This is a genomic window from Burkholderia sp. BCC1972, from assembly GCF_905339605.1.
Lineage (GTDB): Bacteria > Pseudomonadota > Gammaproteobacteria > Burkholderiales > Burkholderiaceae > Burkholderia.
The window spans coordinates 81,977-96,250 of sequence record NZ_CAJPGH010000027.1 but is presented as its reverse complement, the minus strand read 5'-3'; the positions used below and the strand labels follow the sequence as shown (position 1 = coordinate 96,250).

Sequence of the window (14,274 nt, the reverse complement as noted above, 5' to 3'; positions counted from 1 at the left end):
GCCCCGGCAGCCAACCAGGAGAGCACAGACGATGTCCCCACTCGAAATCGCCGGCGTGATCGTCAGCGCACTCGCGATCTGGCTGACCGCGAAGCGCCGCATGCTGTGCTGGCCGGTCGGGCTCGCGTCGGTCGCGCTGTACGGCTGGATCTTCTTCGATGCGAAGCTGTATTCGGACATGCTGCTGCAGGGCGCGTTCGCGGTGCTGCAGGTGTACGGCTGGCAGCGCTGGCTCGCGCAGCGTGCGAGCGAAGCCGACGGCGGCGCGGCGCCGGCCGGCGACGTCGCGCCCGTCACCGGCGTGCGGCCGCTCAAGATGCTGCCCGACCTGATCGCGGCCGTCATCGGCAGCGCGCTGCTCGGCGGCATGATGGCGCGCTGGACCGACGCGGCGCTGCCGTTCGTCGATGCGTCGCTGACCGCGTTCAGCCTCGTCGCGCAATACTGGACCGCGCGGCGCTACATCGCGTCGTGGGGGCTGTGGATCGTCGTGAACGTCGTGTACGTCGGGATGTTCGTGTTCAAGGAACTGTATCTGACGGCCGGACTCTATGCGCTGTTCATCGGGCTGGCCGTCGTCGGCTGGCGCGACTGGAGCCGCACGGCCGCTGCGTTGCGCGCGGCGGCCGGCGGCGCGCTGGCGTCGGGCGGCAGCGCGCGCTGATTCACGCACGGATTCAACCACGGAGCAACGTCGTTCATGTCATTCCCACTCGAGCCGGACGGCCCCTTGTCGCGTGACGTCGCGCCGCCTCAATTCGGCGTGGACGGCGAGCAGGCCGAACGCGACTGGCCGTTGATGACGCACGACGAGGTGGCGGCCGTACTCGCGCGGATCGACGGCGCGGGCGAACCCGTGCGGCTGACGTGGCACAGCCCGCGGCAGTTCGCGGCGGCCGTGCTCGTGCGGATGGCGGACGGGCGCGGGCTGTTCGTCAAGCGTCACCACGCGAGCCTGCGCGATGTCGCGGGGCTCGAGGAAGAGCATCGTTTCATCGCGCATCTGCGCGAACGCGGCATCCCCGTGGTGGACGTGCTGGCCGATCGCCACGGCGCGACCGCGTTTGCGTCCGGCGAGTGGACGTACGAGGTGCACGTGCTCGCGCCCGGCGTCGACCCGTATCGCGGCGTGATGTCGTGGCAGCCGTTCACGCATCCTTCGCACGCGTACTCGGCCGGCCGCGCGCTGGCCGAACTCCATCGCGCGTCGGCCGGCTACGACGCACCCGCGCGGCCCGTGCGCACGCTGCTGTCGAGTTTTCGCGTGCTGTCGTCCACCGATCTGGCGGGTGCGCTCGAACGCTGGGTCGAAGCGCAGCCGCTGCTCGTCCGTGCGCTCGGCTCGCGCGACTGGCGCGGCGACGTGGCCGAGGCGATCGGCCCGTATCACGCGCGTCTCGTGCCGCTGCTGCCTGCGTTGCCGCCGCTGTGGACGCACGGCGACTGGCATGCGTCGAACCTGCTTTGGACCGATGCAGGGCCCGGCGCGCAGGTGCGGACCGTGCTCGATTTCGGCTTGTCGGATCGCACCTGTGCGGTGATGGATCTCGCGCTCGCGATCGAGCGCAATACGGTCGACTGGATGGCGCCGCCCGAGGCGCGGCGCATCGAGTACGACCAGATCGACGCGCTGCTCGACGGCTATGAATCGGTCGAACCGCTGGGCGACGACGCGTACGCGGCACTCGTCGCGCTGCTGCCGATCGTGCATACGGAGTTCGCGCTGTCGGAAGTCGCGTATTTCGGCTGCATCATCGATGCGCCGGCGATCGTCGATATCGCGTACGACGGCTACCTGATCGGGCACGCGCGCTGGTTCGGCGAGCGCGACGGGCGGCAACTGCTCGACTGGCTTGTGCAGCGGCGGCGTGAGAAGCAAGGGCGCGCTTGATTCTCGAGAATGCGCGGATAGTTTCCCGGGTTCGGTGATCGACATATCGCTCGAATCGAACATCGAGATCTCGTTCGGATGGATTCGATGGACCGGCGCACGCGAGCGTTGGAGGTACACGGGTCAACGCAAGCGCGGCGGCGGTAAATGAGCCGAATGCATGTCAATGGCTGGTACAGCAGTTGTCGAGGCAGCCGGGACTCACTTGGATGGTCACTTCACGTGTTTCCGACGTCGATCCGGCTGCGCTGCCGGCTGGATAAATTTGCGTTTTTATCTGAAGCGGTGCGTTTATCAGACCGTCGTCTATGACGACTTTCGCCGCCGCGGAAGCTCGTTTCGTTGCAAGTCGTTCCGAATCGTCCTCAATCTTGGAAGCGCTCCCAATTATAGTGATCCAGTTTTGAATTGGATGCTCGGAATTCATTGCTGAAACCCATTGTCCAATTCGTATTTTTTCGGATTCGGATATCTCGTGGCTGTTGTGGGGGAAGGCTACGAAAAATTGCTGTGACGGCAGATTCTGTGCTCCCTGGCATTCTGCCGCAGAGCTTGCCGGTAAAAGGAGTGACGTTACGATAGGAAAGATCAGTGACGTGATAAAAATTCTCATGGTGAATTCGGCTCCTTAATCCGCAAAAAATTCTTCACCGTAGATCACGAACCCTGTGAGGGTATCCGCGTTCCTTAATGCCTGGTCAGGATTGGCCCTTGCCCATGCGGCCGCCGTGGGATCGAGCCCGTAACGAGGATCGCCGCTACCGAAGGTGTCGACGAAGTGAGTGACTTCGTGAATGAGCGTGGATAGGCGGGAATCTCCGAACATATTCTGATCGCGTAAGCCGGTACAAAACTTCATCGCAATACTGATAAGCCTGCGCTCCGTGTTGGGCCCGCAAACGTGAGCGGCTTCATTCTCGATATCGATCATGTTCGGAACGCAACCTAACATTCTATCGAGATTCGGATCGCTCCGAACGAAATGGTGTGGTGTTAGCGTTTTTAGAACCGAGAGATGCCGTGAGAAGCCGTCGAGAAGGTATTGTCGTGTTTTTTCGTCGCATCGATTGAACCAATAGATCATTCTGTCTTGGGTCGTTTTGTCATACCGCTTCAGGTCGGTGATCCTGCGTTCAACTAGAATTATGGACCATTTAAGCAGTCGCGACGCCATAATTCTAAATTCTCGATTGGTCATGTTGGGGCAAATGGGTGTTGTGTTGATGTAAACAGCAACCATCGATCCCGGGTTTGTGTTGGTGACGGCTCCGGAGTGAACGAGAAACCATTCTTTGTCTTCGCCAGTGTCAAAGTCGTACTCGTTGTGATCGAAGAGGTTTTTCATTGATTTAAAGTCTCGATTCGTAGATTTTCAAGGAGGCAGCACGACCTTGAGGTCATGAAGCAGCATGATTTCGTTCGTGTTGCCGGGACCTTGAACAGTCATCTTTTCGAGCGAATACGTCTATAGAACTAGTTCTAAATTTCGAGAGATATTCTTTATGCTGACGTGATCGTCCGAGCAGATATGCACGTCGATTCGGCGAGTACACCGCGCCCGACATGACGGAAATATCATCTTCGCCTCATGTTCGCACTGCGGCCCGACCGTAGCATCGGTCGCAAACCGTTACCGCAGAACCGAACATGCTCAAGCTCTCTCTCGCCGCGGCCGTCGCCTTCGCGACCGCCGCGACGGCTTTTGCGCAGCCGTCGCTGTCGCTGGGGCCGACAGCGGGCCCCGCCGCACCGGTCGACGCACCGCCATCCGACGCGCTTCCGGCCCCATCGTTGACGCTTCCCGATGCGCTCGCCGTCGCGGCCCGCAACAATCCGGCGCTGCGCGGTGCACGCGCGGACGTCGATGCCTCGGCTGGCGCGCTGATGCAGGCCGGCGCGCGGCCCAATCCCGAAGTGTCGTTCCTGCAGGAGGGCTTCAGCCGCGCCGAGCGCACGTCGACCGCGCTGATCAACCAGACCATCGAACTCGGCGGCAAGCGCCGCGCGCGGCTCGACGTCGCGTCGTACGGCCGCGAGTCGGCCAGCGCATCGCTCGACGAACAGGGCGCCGTCGTGCGCGCGGACGTGATCGCCGCGTTCTACGGGCTGCTCGCCGCGCAGCGACAGCTCCAGGTCACCGAGGAATCGGCTGCGATCGCCGCGCGCTCCGCGGATCTTGCGGCACGTCGTGCACAGGCCGGCAAGGTGTCGCCGGTCGAGGCGACGAAGGCGCAGGTGGCGGCGGCCGGCGTGCAGATCGAAGTCGTGACCGCGCGCGGCCGTGTCGAGGTCGCGCGCGAGAAGCTCAACGCGGTGATGGGCGAAGCGCGCGGCGGCCGGCTCGCGGTGCTCGGCGACCTGGAAGCCGTGCCGCCGGTCGAGCCGTTGTCCGCGCTGGCCGCGCAGCTCGACGATTCGCCGCTCGCGCGGATCGCGCGCGCCGAGATGCTGCGCTCGAATGCGGCGGTGTCGCTCGAACGCGCACGGCGCATGCCGGACGTGACGGTCAGCGCGGGCGTGAAGCGCGTGACGACGGGCGGCGTGCCCGACAACCAGGCCGTGGTCGGCGTATCGATCCCGATTCCGCTGTTCAACACAAACAAGGGCGCGCTGCTCGAGGCGACGCACAAGGCCGAGCGCGCGAACGCCGATCTCGATCGCGAACGCACGCGCCTGCGGCTGGAACTCACGCAGGCCTACGCGAATTTCGAGGCCGCCGAGCAGGAAGCACAGCGGTTGAAGTCCGACATCCTGCCGGCCGCGCGCCTCGCGCTCGACGCGATGTCGCGCGGCTACGAACTCGGGAAGTTCAGCTTCCTCGACGTACTCGACGCACAGCGCACGCTGTTCCAGGGGCAGTCGCAATACGTACGCGCGCTCGCCGACGCCCATTCGGCCCGCGCCGATATCGGCCGGCTCGTCGGCACGCCGCTCGCGGCCGTCGCGCAATGAGCGCCCCTCTTACCTGAAGGATCATCATGTCACGCAGCAGAATCTTCGTTATCGCGGCGGCCTTGCTCGGCGGCGCAGGGATCGTGATCGGCGCGCTCGCCGTTACCCGGAGCGGGAGCAACGCCTCGGCGCCCGCGGGCGCGGAAGCCGCGCAGCCGGCCGACGGCGCCGGCGCGCACGGCGGTGTCGTGCTCAAGCGCGGCAAGCTGTCCGTCGAGATCGTGATGACGGAAAAGCCCGGCGACGCGCGGCTCGTCGTCTATCCGTTCGTCGACGGCAAGCCGGCGACCAGGGACATGACCGTCTCCGGCACGCTGGTGCGGTACGACCGCACGCACGAGCCGCTGCGTTTCGACGCGTCCGGCCAGAAGTTCGTGTCCGCGCAGTCGATCGCGAAGCCGCACGTGTTCGACGCGACGATCGACGTGAAGGCCGGCAACGACGCCGCCTCGTTCCCGTTCGCACGCACCGACGGTGCGATCGCGCTGACCGATGCGCAACTGGCGACCTCGAAGATCGCACTCGCGAAGGCCGGCCCCGCGCAGATCGCGACGCCGTTCCAGCTGCCGGGCGAGATCAAGTTCAACGAGGACCGCACCGCGCACGTGGTGCCGCGCGTGGCCGGCATCGTCGAGCAGGTGTCGGTGTCGCTCGGGCAGAACATCGCGAAGGGGCAGGTGCTCGCCGTGATCGCGAGCACCGATCTCGCCGACCGCCGCAGCGAACTGCTGACCGCCGAGCGCCGGCTGTCCGGCGCGCGTGCGACCTACGAGCGCGAACGCACGCTGTGGAAGGAGCGCATCTCGGCCGAGCAGGATTACCAGCAGGCGCAGGTGCAGTTGCGCGAGGCCGAGATTGCCGTGCAGAACGCGCGGCAGAAGCTCGCCGCGCTGAACGCGCCGGTCGGCGCGGGCGCGCTGAACCGCTACGAGCTGCGCGCGCCGTTCGCGGGCACGATCGTCGAGAAGCATGCGACGCCGGGCGAGGCGATCGCCGCCGATGCGAGCATGTTCGTGATCTCCGACCTGTCGACCGTGTGGGCCGAGATGGCCGTGCCGGCACAGCGGCTCAACGACGTGCGCGTCGGCCGCGACGCGACCGTGATCGCGACCGCGTTCGAATCGCGTTCGAGCGGCCCGATCGCATACGTCGGCTCGCTGCTCGGCGAACAGACGCGCACCGCACCGGCGCGCGTCGTGTTGCCGAACCCGGACGGCGTGTGGCGTCCGGGGATGTTCGTGAACGTGTCGGTCGACGCGGGCAAGCAGGGCGTGCCGCTGGCGGTGGCGAGCGACGCGCTGCAGGACGTCGACGGCGCGCCTTCCGTGTTCGTGCGTTCGCCGAAGGGGTTCGTCGCGCAGGCGGTCGAAACGGGGCGGCGCGACGAGCGCGCGACCGAGGTGCTGAAGGGGCTCAAGCCGGGCCAGGAGTACGCGGCGTCGAACAGCTTCGTGCTGAAGGCCGAGCTCGGCAAGGGGAGCGCCGAACATGAATGAGTATGACGTATGCGCCGTCGCGCGATTTGCGGCCCGACTCGCGGCCCGCTTTCCGGCCCGCCGTGTGACCGGCCGGGCGGCCCGCGCGGTGCGGGCGACCGTTCCCCGTTTCAAGGAATCCCGACATGTTTGAGCGCCTGATCCGCTTTGCGATTGCGCACCGCTGGCTCGTGATGCTGGCGATCGCGGCCGTGGCCGCGCTGGGCGTGTTCAGCTACCAGAAGCTGCCGATCGACGCGGTGCCCGACATCACGAACGTGCAGGTCCAGATCAACACGTCCGCGCCCGGCTATTCGCCGCTCGAGGCCGAGCAGCGCATCACCTATCCGGTCGAAACCGTGATGGCCGGGCTGCCGGGCCTCGAGCAGACGCGTTCGATCTCGCGCTACGGGCTGTCGCAGGTCACCGTGATCTTCAAGGACGGCACGGACATCTACTTCGCGCGGCAGCTCGTCAACGAGCGCATCCAGGAAGCGAAGGACAAGCTGCCGGCCGGCATCGCGCCCGCGATGGGGCCGACGTCGACGGGCCTCGGCGAGATCTACCTGTGGACCGTCGAGGCCGACGCCGCCGCGCGCAAGCCCGACGGCACGCGCTATACGGCGGCCGACCTGCGCGAGCTGCAGGACTGGGTCGTCCGGCCGCAGTTGCGCAACGTGCGCGGCGTGACCGAGGTCAACTCGATCGGCGGCTACGTGAAGGAATACCGTGTCGCGCCGAACCCGGCGAAGCTGATGTCGTACGGGCTGACGCTCGCCGACGTCGTGCGCGCGCTGGAACGCAACAACGACAACGTCGGCGCCGGCTACATCGAAAAGCGCGGCGAGCAGTATCTCGTGCGCGTGCCGGGCCAGGCGCGCAGCGTCGACGACATCGCGAACATCGTGCTGACCAACGTCGGCGGCGTGCCGGTGCGGATGAAGGACGTCGGCGTGGTCGACATCGGCCGCGAGTTGCGCACCGGTGCCGCGACGTCGGACGGCGAGGAAGTCGTGCTCGGCACCGTCTTCATGCTGATGGGCGAGAACAGCCGGACGGTGTCGAAGGCCGTCGCCGCGAAGATGGAGGACGTGAACCGCACGCTGCCGGCCGGCGTGAAGGCGATTCCCGTGTACGACCGCACGGTGCTCGTCGAGAAGGCCATCGCGACGGTGAAGAAGAACCTGCTCGAAGGCGCGATCCTCGTGATCGCCGTGCTGTTCGTGTTCCTCGGCAACATCCGCGCCGCACTGATTACCGCGCTGGTGATTCCGCTGTCGATGCTGATGACCTTCACCGGCATGGTCAACGCGAAGGTGAGTGCGAACCTGATGAGCCTCGGCGCGCTCGACTTCGGGATCATCGTCGACGGCGCGGTCGTGATCGTCGAGAACTGCGTGCGGCGGCTCGCGCATGCGCAGGCGGCCGCCGGCCGGCCGCTCACGCGCGACGAGCGCTTTGCGGAAGTGTTCGGTGCGTCGCAGGAGGCGCGCCGGGCGCTGATTTTCGGGCAACTGATCATCATGGTCGTGTACCTGCCGATCTTTGCGCTGACGGGCGTCGAAGGCAAGATGTTCCACCCGATGGCGATCACTGTCGTGATGGCGCTCGCGGCCGCGATGGTGCTGACCGTCACGTTCATTCCCGCGGCCGTCGCGCTGTTCATCGGCGAGCGTGTCGAGGAGAAGGAGAACCGGCTGATGGGCTGGGCGCGGCGCGCGTACGAACCGGTGCTCGCCGCGTTCATGACGCGCCCGGCGCGTGTGATGATCGGTGCCGGCGCGATCGTGCTGGTCACGCTCGGGCTCGCCACGCGGCTCGGCAGCGAGTTCATCCCGAGCCTCAACGAAGGCGACCTGGCTGTCTCCGCACTGCGGATTCCCGGCACGAGCCTGTCGCAGTCGGTCGAGATGCAGAAGTCGATCGAGAAGACGCTGAAGGCGCGCTTCCCCGAGATCGAGCGCGTGTTCGCGCGTACCGGCACGGCCGAGATTGCCGCCGACCCGATGCCGCCGAACCTGTCGGACGGCTACATCATGCTGAAGCCGGCCGACCGGTGGCCCGACCCGAAGAAGCCGCGCGACCAGCTCGTGCGCGAGATCGAGGAGGCGCTCGCCGAGCTGCCGGGCAACGCGTACGAGTTCTCCCAGCCAATCCAGCTGCGCTTCAACGAGCTGATCTCGGGCGTGCGCAGCGACGTCGCGGTGAAGATCTTCGGCGACGACATGGCCGTGCTGAACCAGACCGGCGAACAGATCGCGGCCGCGCTGCAGAAGGTGCCGGGCGCGTCGGAGGTGAAGGTCGAGCAGACCACTGGCCTGCCGGTGCTGACGGTCAACCTCGACCGCGACAAGCTCGCGCGCTACGGCGTGAGCGTCGCCGACCTGCAGGACTCGGTGGCCGCGGCCGTCGGCGGGCAGAAGGCCGGTACGCTGTTCCAGGGCGACCGCCGTTTCGACATCGTCGTGCGGCTGCCCGACGAGCTGCGTTCGGACATCGAGGCGATCAAGCGGCTGCCGATCGCGCTGCCCGCGCCGGCCGCCGGCGCCAGCGCGCCGCTCGCGGCGGCACCGTACGTGCCGCTGGCCGAACTCGCGACGATCGACGTCGCGCCGGGCCCGAACCAGATCAGCCGCGAGGACGGCAAGCGGCGCGTGGTCGTCAGCGCGAACGTGCGCGGCCGCGACGTCGGTTCATTCGTCGCCGATGCGCGCGAGCTGTTGCAGCAGGACGTGCGCGTGCCGGCCGGCTACTGGGTGTCGTGGGGCGGCCAGTTCGAGCAGCTGCAAAGCGCGAGCGAGCGCCTGAAGCTCGTCGTGCCGCTCGCGCTGTTCATGGTGTTCGTGCTGCTGTTCGTGATGTTCAACAACGTGAAGGACGGGCTGCTCGTGTTCACCGGCATTCCGTTTGCACTGAGCGGCGGCGTCGTGTCGCTGTGGCTGCGCGGGATTCCGCTGTCGATCACCGCGGCGGTCGGCTTCATTGCGCTGTCGGGCGTCGCCGTGCTCAACGGTCTCGTGATGATCTCCTTCATCCGCAACCTGCGCGACGAAGGCGTGCCGCTCGACGCTGCCGTGCGCGATGGCGCACTCACACGGCTGCGGCCCGTGCTGATGACCGCGCTGGTCGCGTCGCTCGGCTTCCTGCCGATGGCGTTCGCGACCGGCACCGGCGCCGAGGTGCAGCGCCCGCTCGCGACGGTCGTGATCGGCGGTATCCTGTCGTCCACGGCGCTGACGCTGCTGGTGCTGCCCGTGCTGTACCGCGTCAGCCATGCGGTGTCGTGGCGCGCGGTGTTGCGCGGCGCCCTCGGCGCGGGCGTGCTGCGCCGGCTGGGTTTATTCAAGGGTAATGCGTGATGCGAATTCTGATTGTCGAGGATGAACCGAAGACGGGCGCGTACCTGCGCAAGGGCCTCACCGAGGCCGGCTACGTCGTCGACTGGGTCGAGGACGGCATCACGGGCCAGCACCAGGCCGAGACCGAGGAGTACGACCTGCTCGTGCTCGACGTGATGCTGCCGGGGCAGGACGGCTGGACGCTGCTGCAGAACCTGCGGCGCAGCAAGTCGACGCCCGTGCTGTTCCTCACCGCGCGCGACGACGTCGGCGATCGCGTGAAGGGGCTCGAGCTCGGCGCCGACGACTATCTCGCGAAGCCGTTCGACTTCGTCGAACTCACCGCGCGCATCAAGTCGATCCTGCGGCGCGGCCAGCCGCGCGACTCGAACACGCTGCGCGTGGCCGATCTCGAACTCGACCTGACGCGCCGCAAGGCCACCCGGCAGGGCGACACGATCCTGCTGACCGCGAAGGAATTCGCATTGCTGTGGCTGCTGATGCGCCGCGAAGGCGAGATCCTGCCGCGCGCGACGATCGCGTCGCAGGTATGGGACATGAACTTCAACAGCGACACGAACGTCGTCGATTCGGCGATCCGGCGACTGCGCTCGAAGATCGACGACGCGTACGAACCGAAGCTGATCCACACGGTGCGCGGGATGGGCTACGTGCTCGAAGCGCGCGGCGGCGCGGCTGCATGATCGCGCGCCTGCTGCCGCGCACGCTGCGTGGACGCCTGACCACGCTGATCGTCCTGTCGACGTCGGTGATCCTCGCGTCGAGCGGTGTCGCACTCTACGAAGCGCTGAGCAATCGCGTCGAGACGACGGCGGCCGAACAGATGGCCGGCATTTCCGCCGCATTGGGTGCGCACCTGGCCGAGGCGCGCACGACGGCCGACGTCGCGCGCAACCCCGACATCTGGATCGACCAGTTGCACGGCCATCCGAACATGGATCTCGCGATCTTCGACGCCACGGGCACGCGCCTCGTCGGCACGCCCGGCTTCCGCCCGTATGCGCCGCTGATGTCGCTGAATGCAGGGCGCGTGCCGGTCGGCGTCGCGCCGCCCGGCGCACGGCATCAGTATCTGGTGACGACCGTGCCGCTCGCCGGCGGCAGCGGCGGCGCCGGCGCGCCTGCGGTGCGCGTCGCGGTGCAGTATGACCGCAGCGCCGACGTCCTGCTGCTGCGCACGCATGCTTATACGATCGTCGTGATCGAGGTGTTCGGCGTGGTGCTCGCGGCCGCGATCGCGTACGGCATCGCGGCGCTCGGGCTGAGCCCGCTGCGGCGCTTCGCGGCGCGCGCCGAGCAGATGTCGACGAGCCGGCTGGCCCATCCGCTGCCGGAACTCGATACGTCGGGCGAGCTGAAGGAGCTCGAGCACGCATTCAACGGAATGCTCGAGCGGCTGAACGAGTCGTTTACGCGGCTGAGCCAGTTCTCGTCGAATCTCGCGCACGACATGCGCACGCCGCTCACGAACCTGCAGGCCGCCGCGCAGGTCGTGCTGTCGCAGCCGCGCAGCGCGGATGAATACCGGAACGTGATCGAGTCGAGCATCGACGAATACCAGCGCTTGTCGCGGATGATCGAGGACATGCTGTTTCTCGCGCGCTCGGAGCAAGCCGGCACGTCAATCGGCGTGCGGCGCCTGAATGCGGCGGAGGAGGCCGAGCGGGTGGCCGGCTACTACGAGTCGCTGGCGGAAGACGAAGGCGTGACGGTGAGGGTCGATGGTCACGCGTGGGTCGATGCGGACCTGACGTTGTACCAGCGCGCGCTGAGCAACCTGCTGTCGAATGCGCTGACCTATGCGCCGCGCGGCAGCGTCGTGACGATCGATTGCGTCGAGCAGCGCGGCGCGACGACGATCGCCGTGTCGGATACGGGGCCCGGCATTGCCGCGGAGCATGTCGGGCGGATCTTCGAGCGCTTCTACCGTGTCGATCCGTCGCGGCACAATTCCGCGTCGGGCACGGGGCTCGGCCTCGCGATCGTCCGGTCGATCATGGACAATCACGGCGGCGAGTGCGGCGTCGACAGCGATCCCGGCCGGCGCACGACGTTCTGGCTGCGCTTTCCGCGACGGCCGGCCGAGCCGAACCGGCCGGCGGCCATCAGCACCTGACATCGCGGGCGGGCACGCGCGCGCGTTCGCCATGAGGCGGCCGCGCGCGGCGCGCTGCCCACGGTCGCGTGACCGAGCGTCATTGCCGCGCGGTCAGGTTGTCGTGGTTATCGGCCTGCGGCTTCTTCTCGCCGCCATGCACCGAAATCCCGTGAAGCTCCTTGTTGCGCGCGACCATTTCGCCGCTCGGCGGGTATTGCGTCTTGCCGGCCGGCACGACGCCGTCGTGCTGCGCCTGTTTCAGTTCGTTGACGACCTGCGTGCGGCTCTTGCCCTGCGTTTGCGTTTCCGCGAATGCGGCCTGCGCGGCCATGCCGAGCGACAGCGTGGCGGTGACGAACAGTGCTGCGAGTTTTGCCGTTTTCATCGAGTGCTCTCCTTGATCAGGTCGCCGGGTGGCGAACCATGGACCCAGTATGCGAAAGCAACCGTGCGTGACCGTGATCGCGAGATGAAAAAACCGTCAGATTGCGCAAGCAGGCAGCGTGTCGTTGGGACCTGACCGACATGACGCAACCGTCATGTTCGCGTCACGGGCGCGATGAGCGGGAAGCGGAACATGAAGTCTGCCGTTGGCCGACAGCGCCGAAGGCATTCGTGCCGTCCGCGGCAGCAGCATAGAAAGCGGGCGGCCCTGTTCAGACTCTCGTTCCGGATCGAAAAGTGGATCGTCCCGCCATCCGTCTAGCCTTGATCGCAGTCCTGATCGTCCCGCTGTTCGCGGGTTGCGCATCGACACGTTCCGGCACCACCGCAGCCGCGCCGGCCGCTGCACGCAAGCCGATGCCGGTCGACCTGATGCCCGGCGAGCAGATCGACTATGCCGGCCATCGCTGCGGCAATCCGAACCTGTATGTGAAAACGCATGCGTGCCTGTTCCCGCAACGCAATGCCGCACCGTGATCGTCGGCCGTGCGACAAAAAAAGGCCCGGTACTCGACGAGTCCGGGCCTAACGCGTGATCGTGCCGTGCGACAACGACCCGCTGCGTGGGTGGGAACGGGCGTGGCCCGTTACCGTTCCGATCGTAGCGACATCACGCATCGCGAACCTGATCGCAACATGAAATTTTCGTCACGCAGCGAGCCGGGCTGGCCGCTGCGCTCAGAACCGGTGGCGCAACCCGAGGTTGACGATGCCCTGCGTGCGTGTGCCGCCGTAGCCGTATGAGCCGATCGATGCCTGCGCCGTTTGCGTGCCGCCGTCGAGCGTGCGCTGTTCGCCGTTCGCGCGCTGCCACGCACCGACCGCATAGAGATCGGTGCGCTTCGACAGCACGTAGTCGGCGCCGGCGGACACCTGATGGTAGGTCGCGCCCGTATCGCCGCGGGCACGCGTGTAGCTGTAGCCGACGCCGACGAGCAGGCTGGGCGTTGCCTGATAGTTGAAGAAGCCGCGTGCGGTGTCGTACTTCTGCGTGCTGCGGAACGCGGACATCGCGTCGGCCTTGTACAGTGCGTTGCTGTAGTCGATGCCCACCGCGAACGGCGCGAAGTTGTAGCGCAACGCACCGCGCGCGATGCCGATCGCTTTCGCGGAAATGTAGCCGCCGTTGACCAGCGATCCGTCGAACGTGCCGTCGGACGTGCCGTTCCAGCCGGTGCGGATGCCGTCGGCGAGCGCTGAACGGTTGGCCGCGTAATAGTAGCCGCCCGCGACGTCGACGGGGCCGTTGCTGTACGACAGGCCGGCCGACCAGGTCTGGCCCGCACCGCTCTTGCCGGCCACGCCGCCGAGCGCGTACATGCCGACGAACTGGAATCCGCCGATCACGGGTGACGTGTACTTCACCGCGTTGTCGGTGCGCGACGACGTGTCGTAGTTGTCGACGTCGCCAGGTGTCGCGTACACGCTGCCGAAGTAGAAGTCGCCGGTGACCGGCCATGCGACGTCCGCCAGCGCGTCGTACTGGCGGCCGAGCGTCAGCGTGCCCCAGCGCGCGCTTTCGAGGCCGACGAACGCCTGCCGGCCGAACATCCGCTTGCCCTGGCCGAGTTCGCCGGTGTTCGGGTTGAAGCCGTTTTCCAGCGTGAAGAGCGCTTTCAGCCCGCCGCCCAGGTCTTCCGCGCCTTTCACGCCGAAGCGGTTGCCGAGCAGATTGCCGTTGCCGAGGCCGACGAGATTCCTGCCGTCCGCGTTGGCGTTCCACACGTAGGTGAGCGACGTATCGAACAGGCCGTACAGCGTGACTTCCGACGCATGCGCCGCATGCGCCGCATGGGCGGCCGCGAGCAGCGTACCCGACATCATGACGAGCCGAACTGGAGTTTTCATGGTGTGCCCCTGAAGTTCAAGAAGATCGTTTCGTGGATCGTTCGATGCCGGCGCGGAGCCTGTGGTGGCATGCCGGAATATCGCGATCGCGCTGGCGATTCTGGAAAGCGTTCGGATCGTGGAGGTGAGGGACAAATGAGAAAAATGTCATCGCCGTGTCATGTGTGCTGCATCGAGCGATAAATTTCATTCGGACTGCGATGAAGG

The 14,274-nt window shown here is 66.6% G+C and carries 12 protein-coding genes; 8 read left to right on the top strand and 4 right to left on the bottom strand.

What is annotated here, in order from left to right:
- The first annotated feature begins 31 nt into the window (after positions 1-31).
- On the top strand, positions 32-664 hold the full coding sequence (pnuC, locus tag U5798_RS29925) for a nicotinamide riboside transporter PnuC (protein WP_322084073.1): 633 nt from the start codon (positions 32-34) through the stop codon (positions 662-664).
- 36 nt (positions 665-700) lie between these two features.
- Entirely contained in the window at positions 701-1,891 is a 1,191-nt protein-coding gene (locus U5798_RS29920; protein ID WP_322084072.1) for a phosphotransferase enzyme family protein, read from the top strand.
- Between the two features lie 163 nt (positions 1,892-2,054).
- On the opposite strand, the gene U5798_RS29915 is transcribed toward U5798_RS29920, so the two are convergent.
- Positions 2,055-2,504, bottom strand: a complete 450-nt coding sequence (locus U5798_RS29915; RefSeq protein ID WP_322084071.1) for a hypothetical protein — start codon at positions 2,502-2,504, stop codon at positions 2,055-2,057.
- A gap of 15 nt (positions 2,505-2,519) precedes the next feature.
- Positions 2,520-3,236, bottom strand: a complete 717-nt coding sequence (locus U5798_RS29910; RefSeq protein WP_322084070.1) for a M35 family metallo-endopeptidase — start codon at positions 3,234-3,236, stop codon at positions 2,520-2,522.
- A gap of 302 nt (positions 3,237-3,538) precedes the next feature.
- Here U5798_RS29910 and U5798_RS29905 point away from each other — a divergent pair, with 302 nt between their 5' ends.
- The 5 genes from U5798_RS29905 to U5798_RS29885 all read left to right on the top strand — a co-directional run bounded on the left by U5798_RS29905 (position 3,539) and on the right by U5798_RS29885 (position 11,793).
- Complete coding sequence (locus tag U5798_RS29905) at positions 3,539-4,843, top strand: TolC family protein (RefSeq protein WP_322084069.1); 1,305 nt, start codon at positions 3,539-3,541, stop codon at positions 4,841-4,843.
- A gap of 26 nt (positions 4,844-4,869) precedes the next feature.
- A complete protein-coding gene (locus tag U5798_RS29900) occupies positions 4,870-6,339 on the top strand; it encodes an efflux RND transporter periplasmic adaptor subunit (RefSeq protein ID WP_124455837.1) in 1,470 nt (489 codons plus the stop codon).
- Positions 6,340-6,464: 125 nt separating this feature from the next.
- Positions 6,465-9,677 (top strand): CusA/CzcA family heavy metal efflux RND transporter, encoded by a 3,213-nt coding sequence (locus U5798_RS29895; RefSeq protein WP_322084068.1) that lies wholly within the window; start codon positions 6,465-6,467, stop codon positions 9,675-9,677.
- Entirely contained in the window at positions 9,677-10,360 is a 684-nt protein-coding gene (gene irlR, locus U5798_RS29890) for a heavy metal response regulator transcription factor IrlR (RefSeq protein ID WP_006490455.1), read from the top strand. Before U5798_RS29895 ends, irlR begins: the two co-directional genes overlap by 1 nt.
- The gene (locus tag U5798_RS29885) at positions 10,357-11,793 is read left to right on the top strand and encodes a heavy metal sensor histidine kinase (RefSeq protein WP_322084067.1); all 1,437 of its coding nucleotides are present in this window, start codon (positions 10,357-10,359) and stop codon (positions 11,791-11,793) included. Before irlR ends, U5798_RS29885 begins: the two co-directional genes overlap by 4 nt.
- A 79-nt stretch (positions 11,794-11,872) precedes the next feature.
- On the opposite strand, the gene U5798_RS29880 is transcribed toward U5798_RS29885, so the two are convergent.
- Positions 11,873-12,160 carry a DUF4148 domain-containing protein gene (locus U5798_RS29880; RefSeq protein ID WP_124455840.1) on the bottom strand — a complete coding sequence of 96 codons (288 nt, stop codon included), beginning with the start codon at positions 12,158-12,160 and terminating at the stop codon, positions 11,873-11,875.
- A 296-nt stretch (positions 12,161-12,456) separates the two neighbouring features.
- On the opposite strand from U5798_RS29880, the gene U5798_RS29875 reads away from it, so the two are divergent.
- Entirely contained in the window at positions 12,457-12,696 is a 240-nt protein-coding gene (locus U5798_RS29875) for a hypothetical protein (RefSeq protein WP_322084066.1), read from the top strand.
- 201 nt (positions 12,697-12,897) lie between these two features.
- Here the strand turns inward: U5798_RS29875 and U5798_RS29870 are convergent, their stop codons facing one another.
- Positions 12,898-14,067: a porin gene (locus tag U5798_RS29870; protein WP_322084065.1), complete on the bottom strand. Its 1,170-nt coding sequence runs from the start codon at positions 14,065-14,067 to the stop codon at positions 12,898-12,900.
- Positions 14,068-14,274 lie beyond the last annotated feature (207 nt).

Excerpts from the sequence above, each read along its gene's own strand:
- U5798_RS29880 (WP_124455840.1), bottom strand. The coding sequence starts at position 12,160 with ATGAAAACGGCAAAACTCGCAGCACTGTTCGTCACCGCCACGCTGTCG.
- U5798_RS29915 (WP_322084071.1), bottom strand. The coding sequence starts at position 2,504 with ATGAGAATTTTTATCACGTCACTGATCTTTCCTATCGTAACGTCACTC.
- U5798_RS29900 (WP_124455837.1), top strand. The coding sequence starts at position 4,870 with ATGTCACGCAGCAGAATCTTCGTTATCGCGGCGGCCTTGCTCGGCGGC.
- U5798_RS29920 (WP_322084072.1), top strand. The coding sequence starts at position 701 with ATGTCATTCCCACTCGAGCCGGACGGCCCCTTGTCGCGTGACGTCGCG.
- U5798_RS29910 (WP_322084070.1), bottom strand. The coding sequence starts at position 3,236 with ATGAAAAACCTCTTCGATCACAACGAGTACGACTTTGACACTGGCGAA.
- U5798_RS29905 (WP_322084069.1), top strand. The coding sequence starts at position 3,539 with ATGCTCAAGCTCTCTCTCGCCGCGGCCGTCGCCTTCGCGACCGCCGCG.
- irlR (WP_006490455.1), top strand. The coding sequence starts at position 9,677 with ATGCGAATTCTGATTGTCGAGGATGAACCGAAGACGGGCGCGTACCTG.
- U5798_RS29895 (WP_322084068.1), top strand. The coding sequence starts at position 6,465 with ATGTTTGAGCGCCTGATCCGCTTTGCGATTGCGCACCGCTGGCTCGTG.
- U5798_RS29885 (WP_322084067.1), top strand. The coding sequence starts at position 10,357 with ATGATCGCGCGCCTGCTGCCGCGCACGCTGCGTGGACGCCTGACCACG.
- U5798_RS29870 (WP_322084065.1), bottom strand. The coding sequence starts at position 14,067 with ATGAAAACTCCAGTTCGGCTCGTCATGATGTCGGGTACGCTGCTCGCG.
- pnuC (WP_322084073.1), top strand. The coding sequence starts at position 32 with ATGTCCCCACTCGAAATCGCCGGCGTGATCGTCAGCGCACTCGCGATC.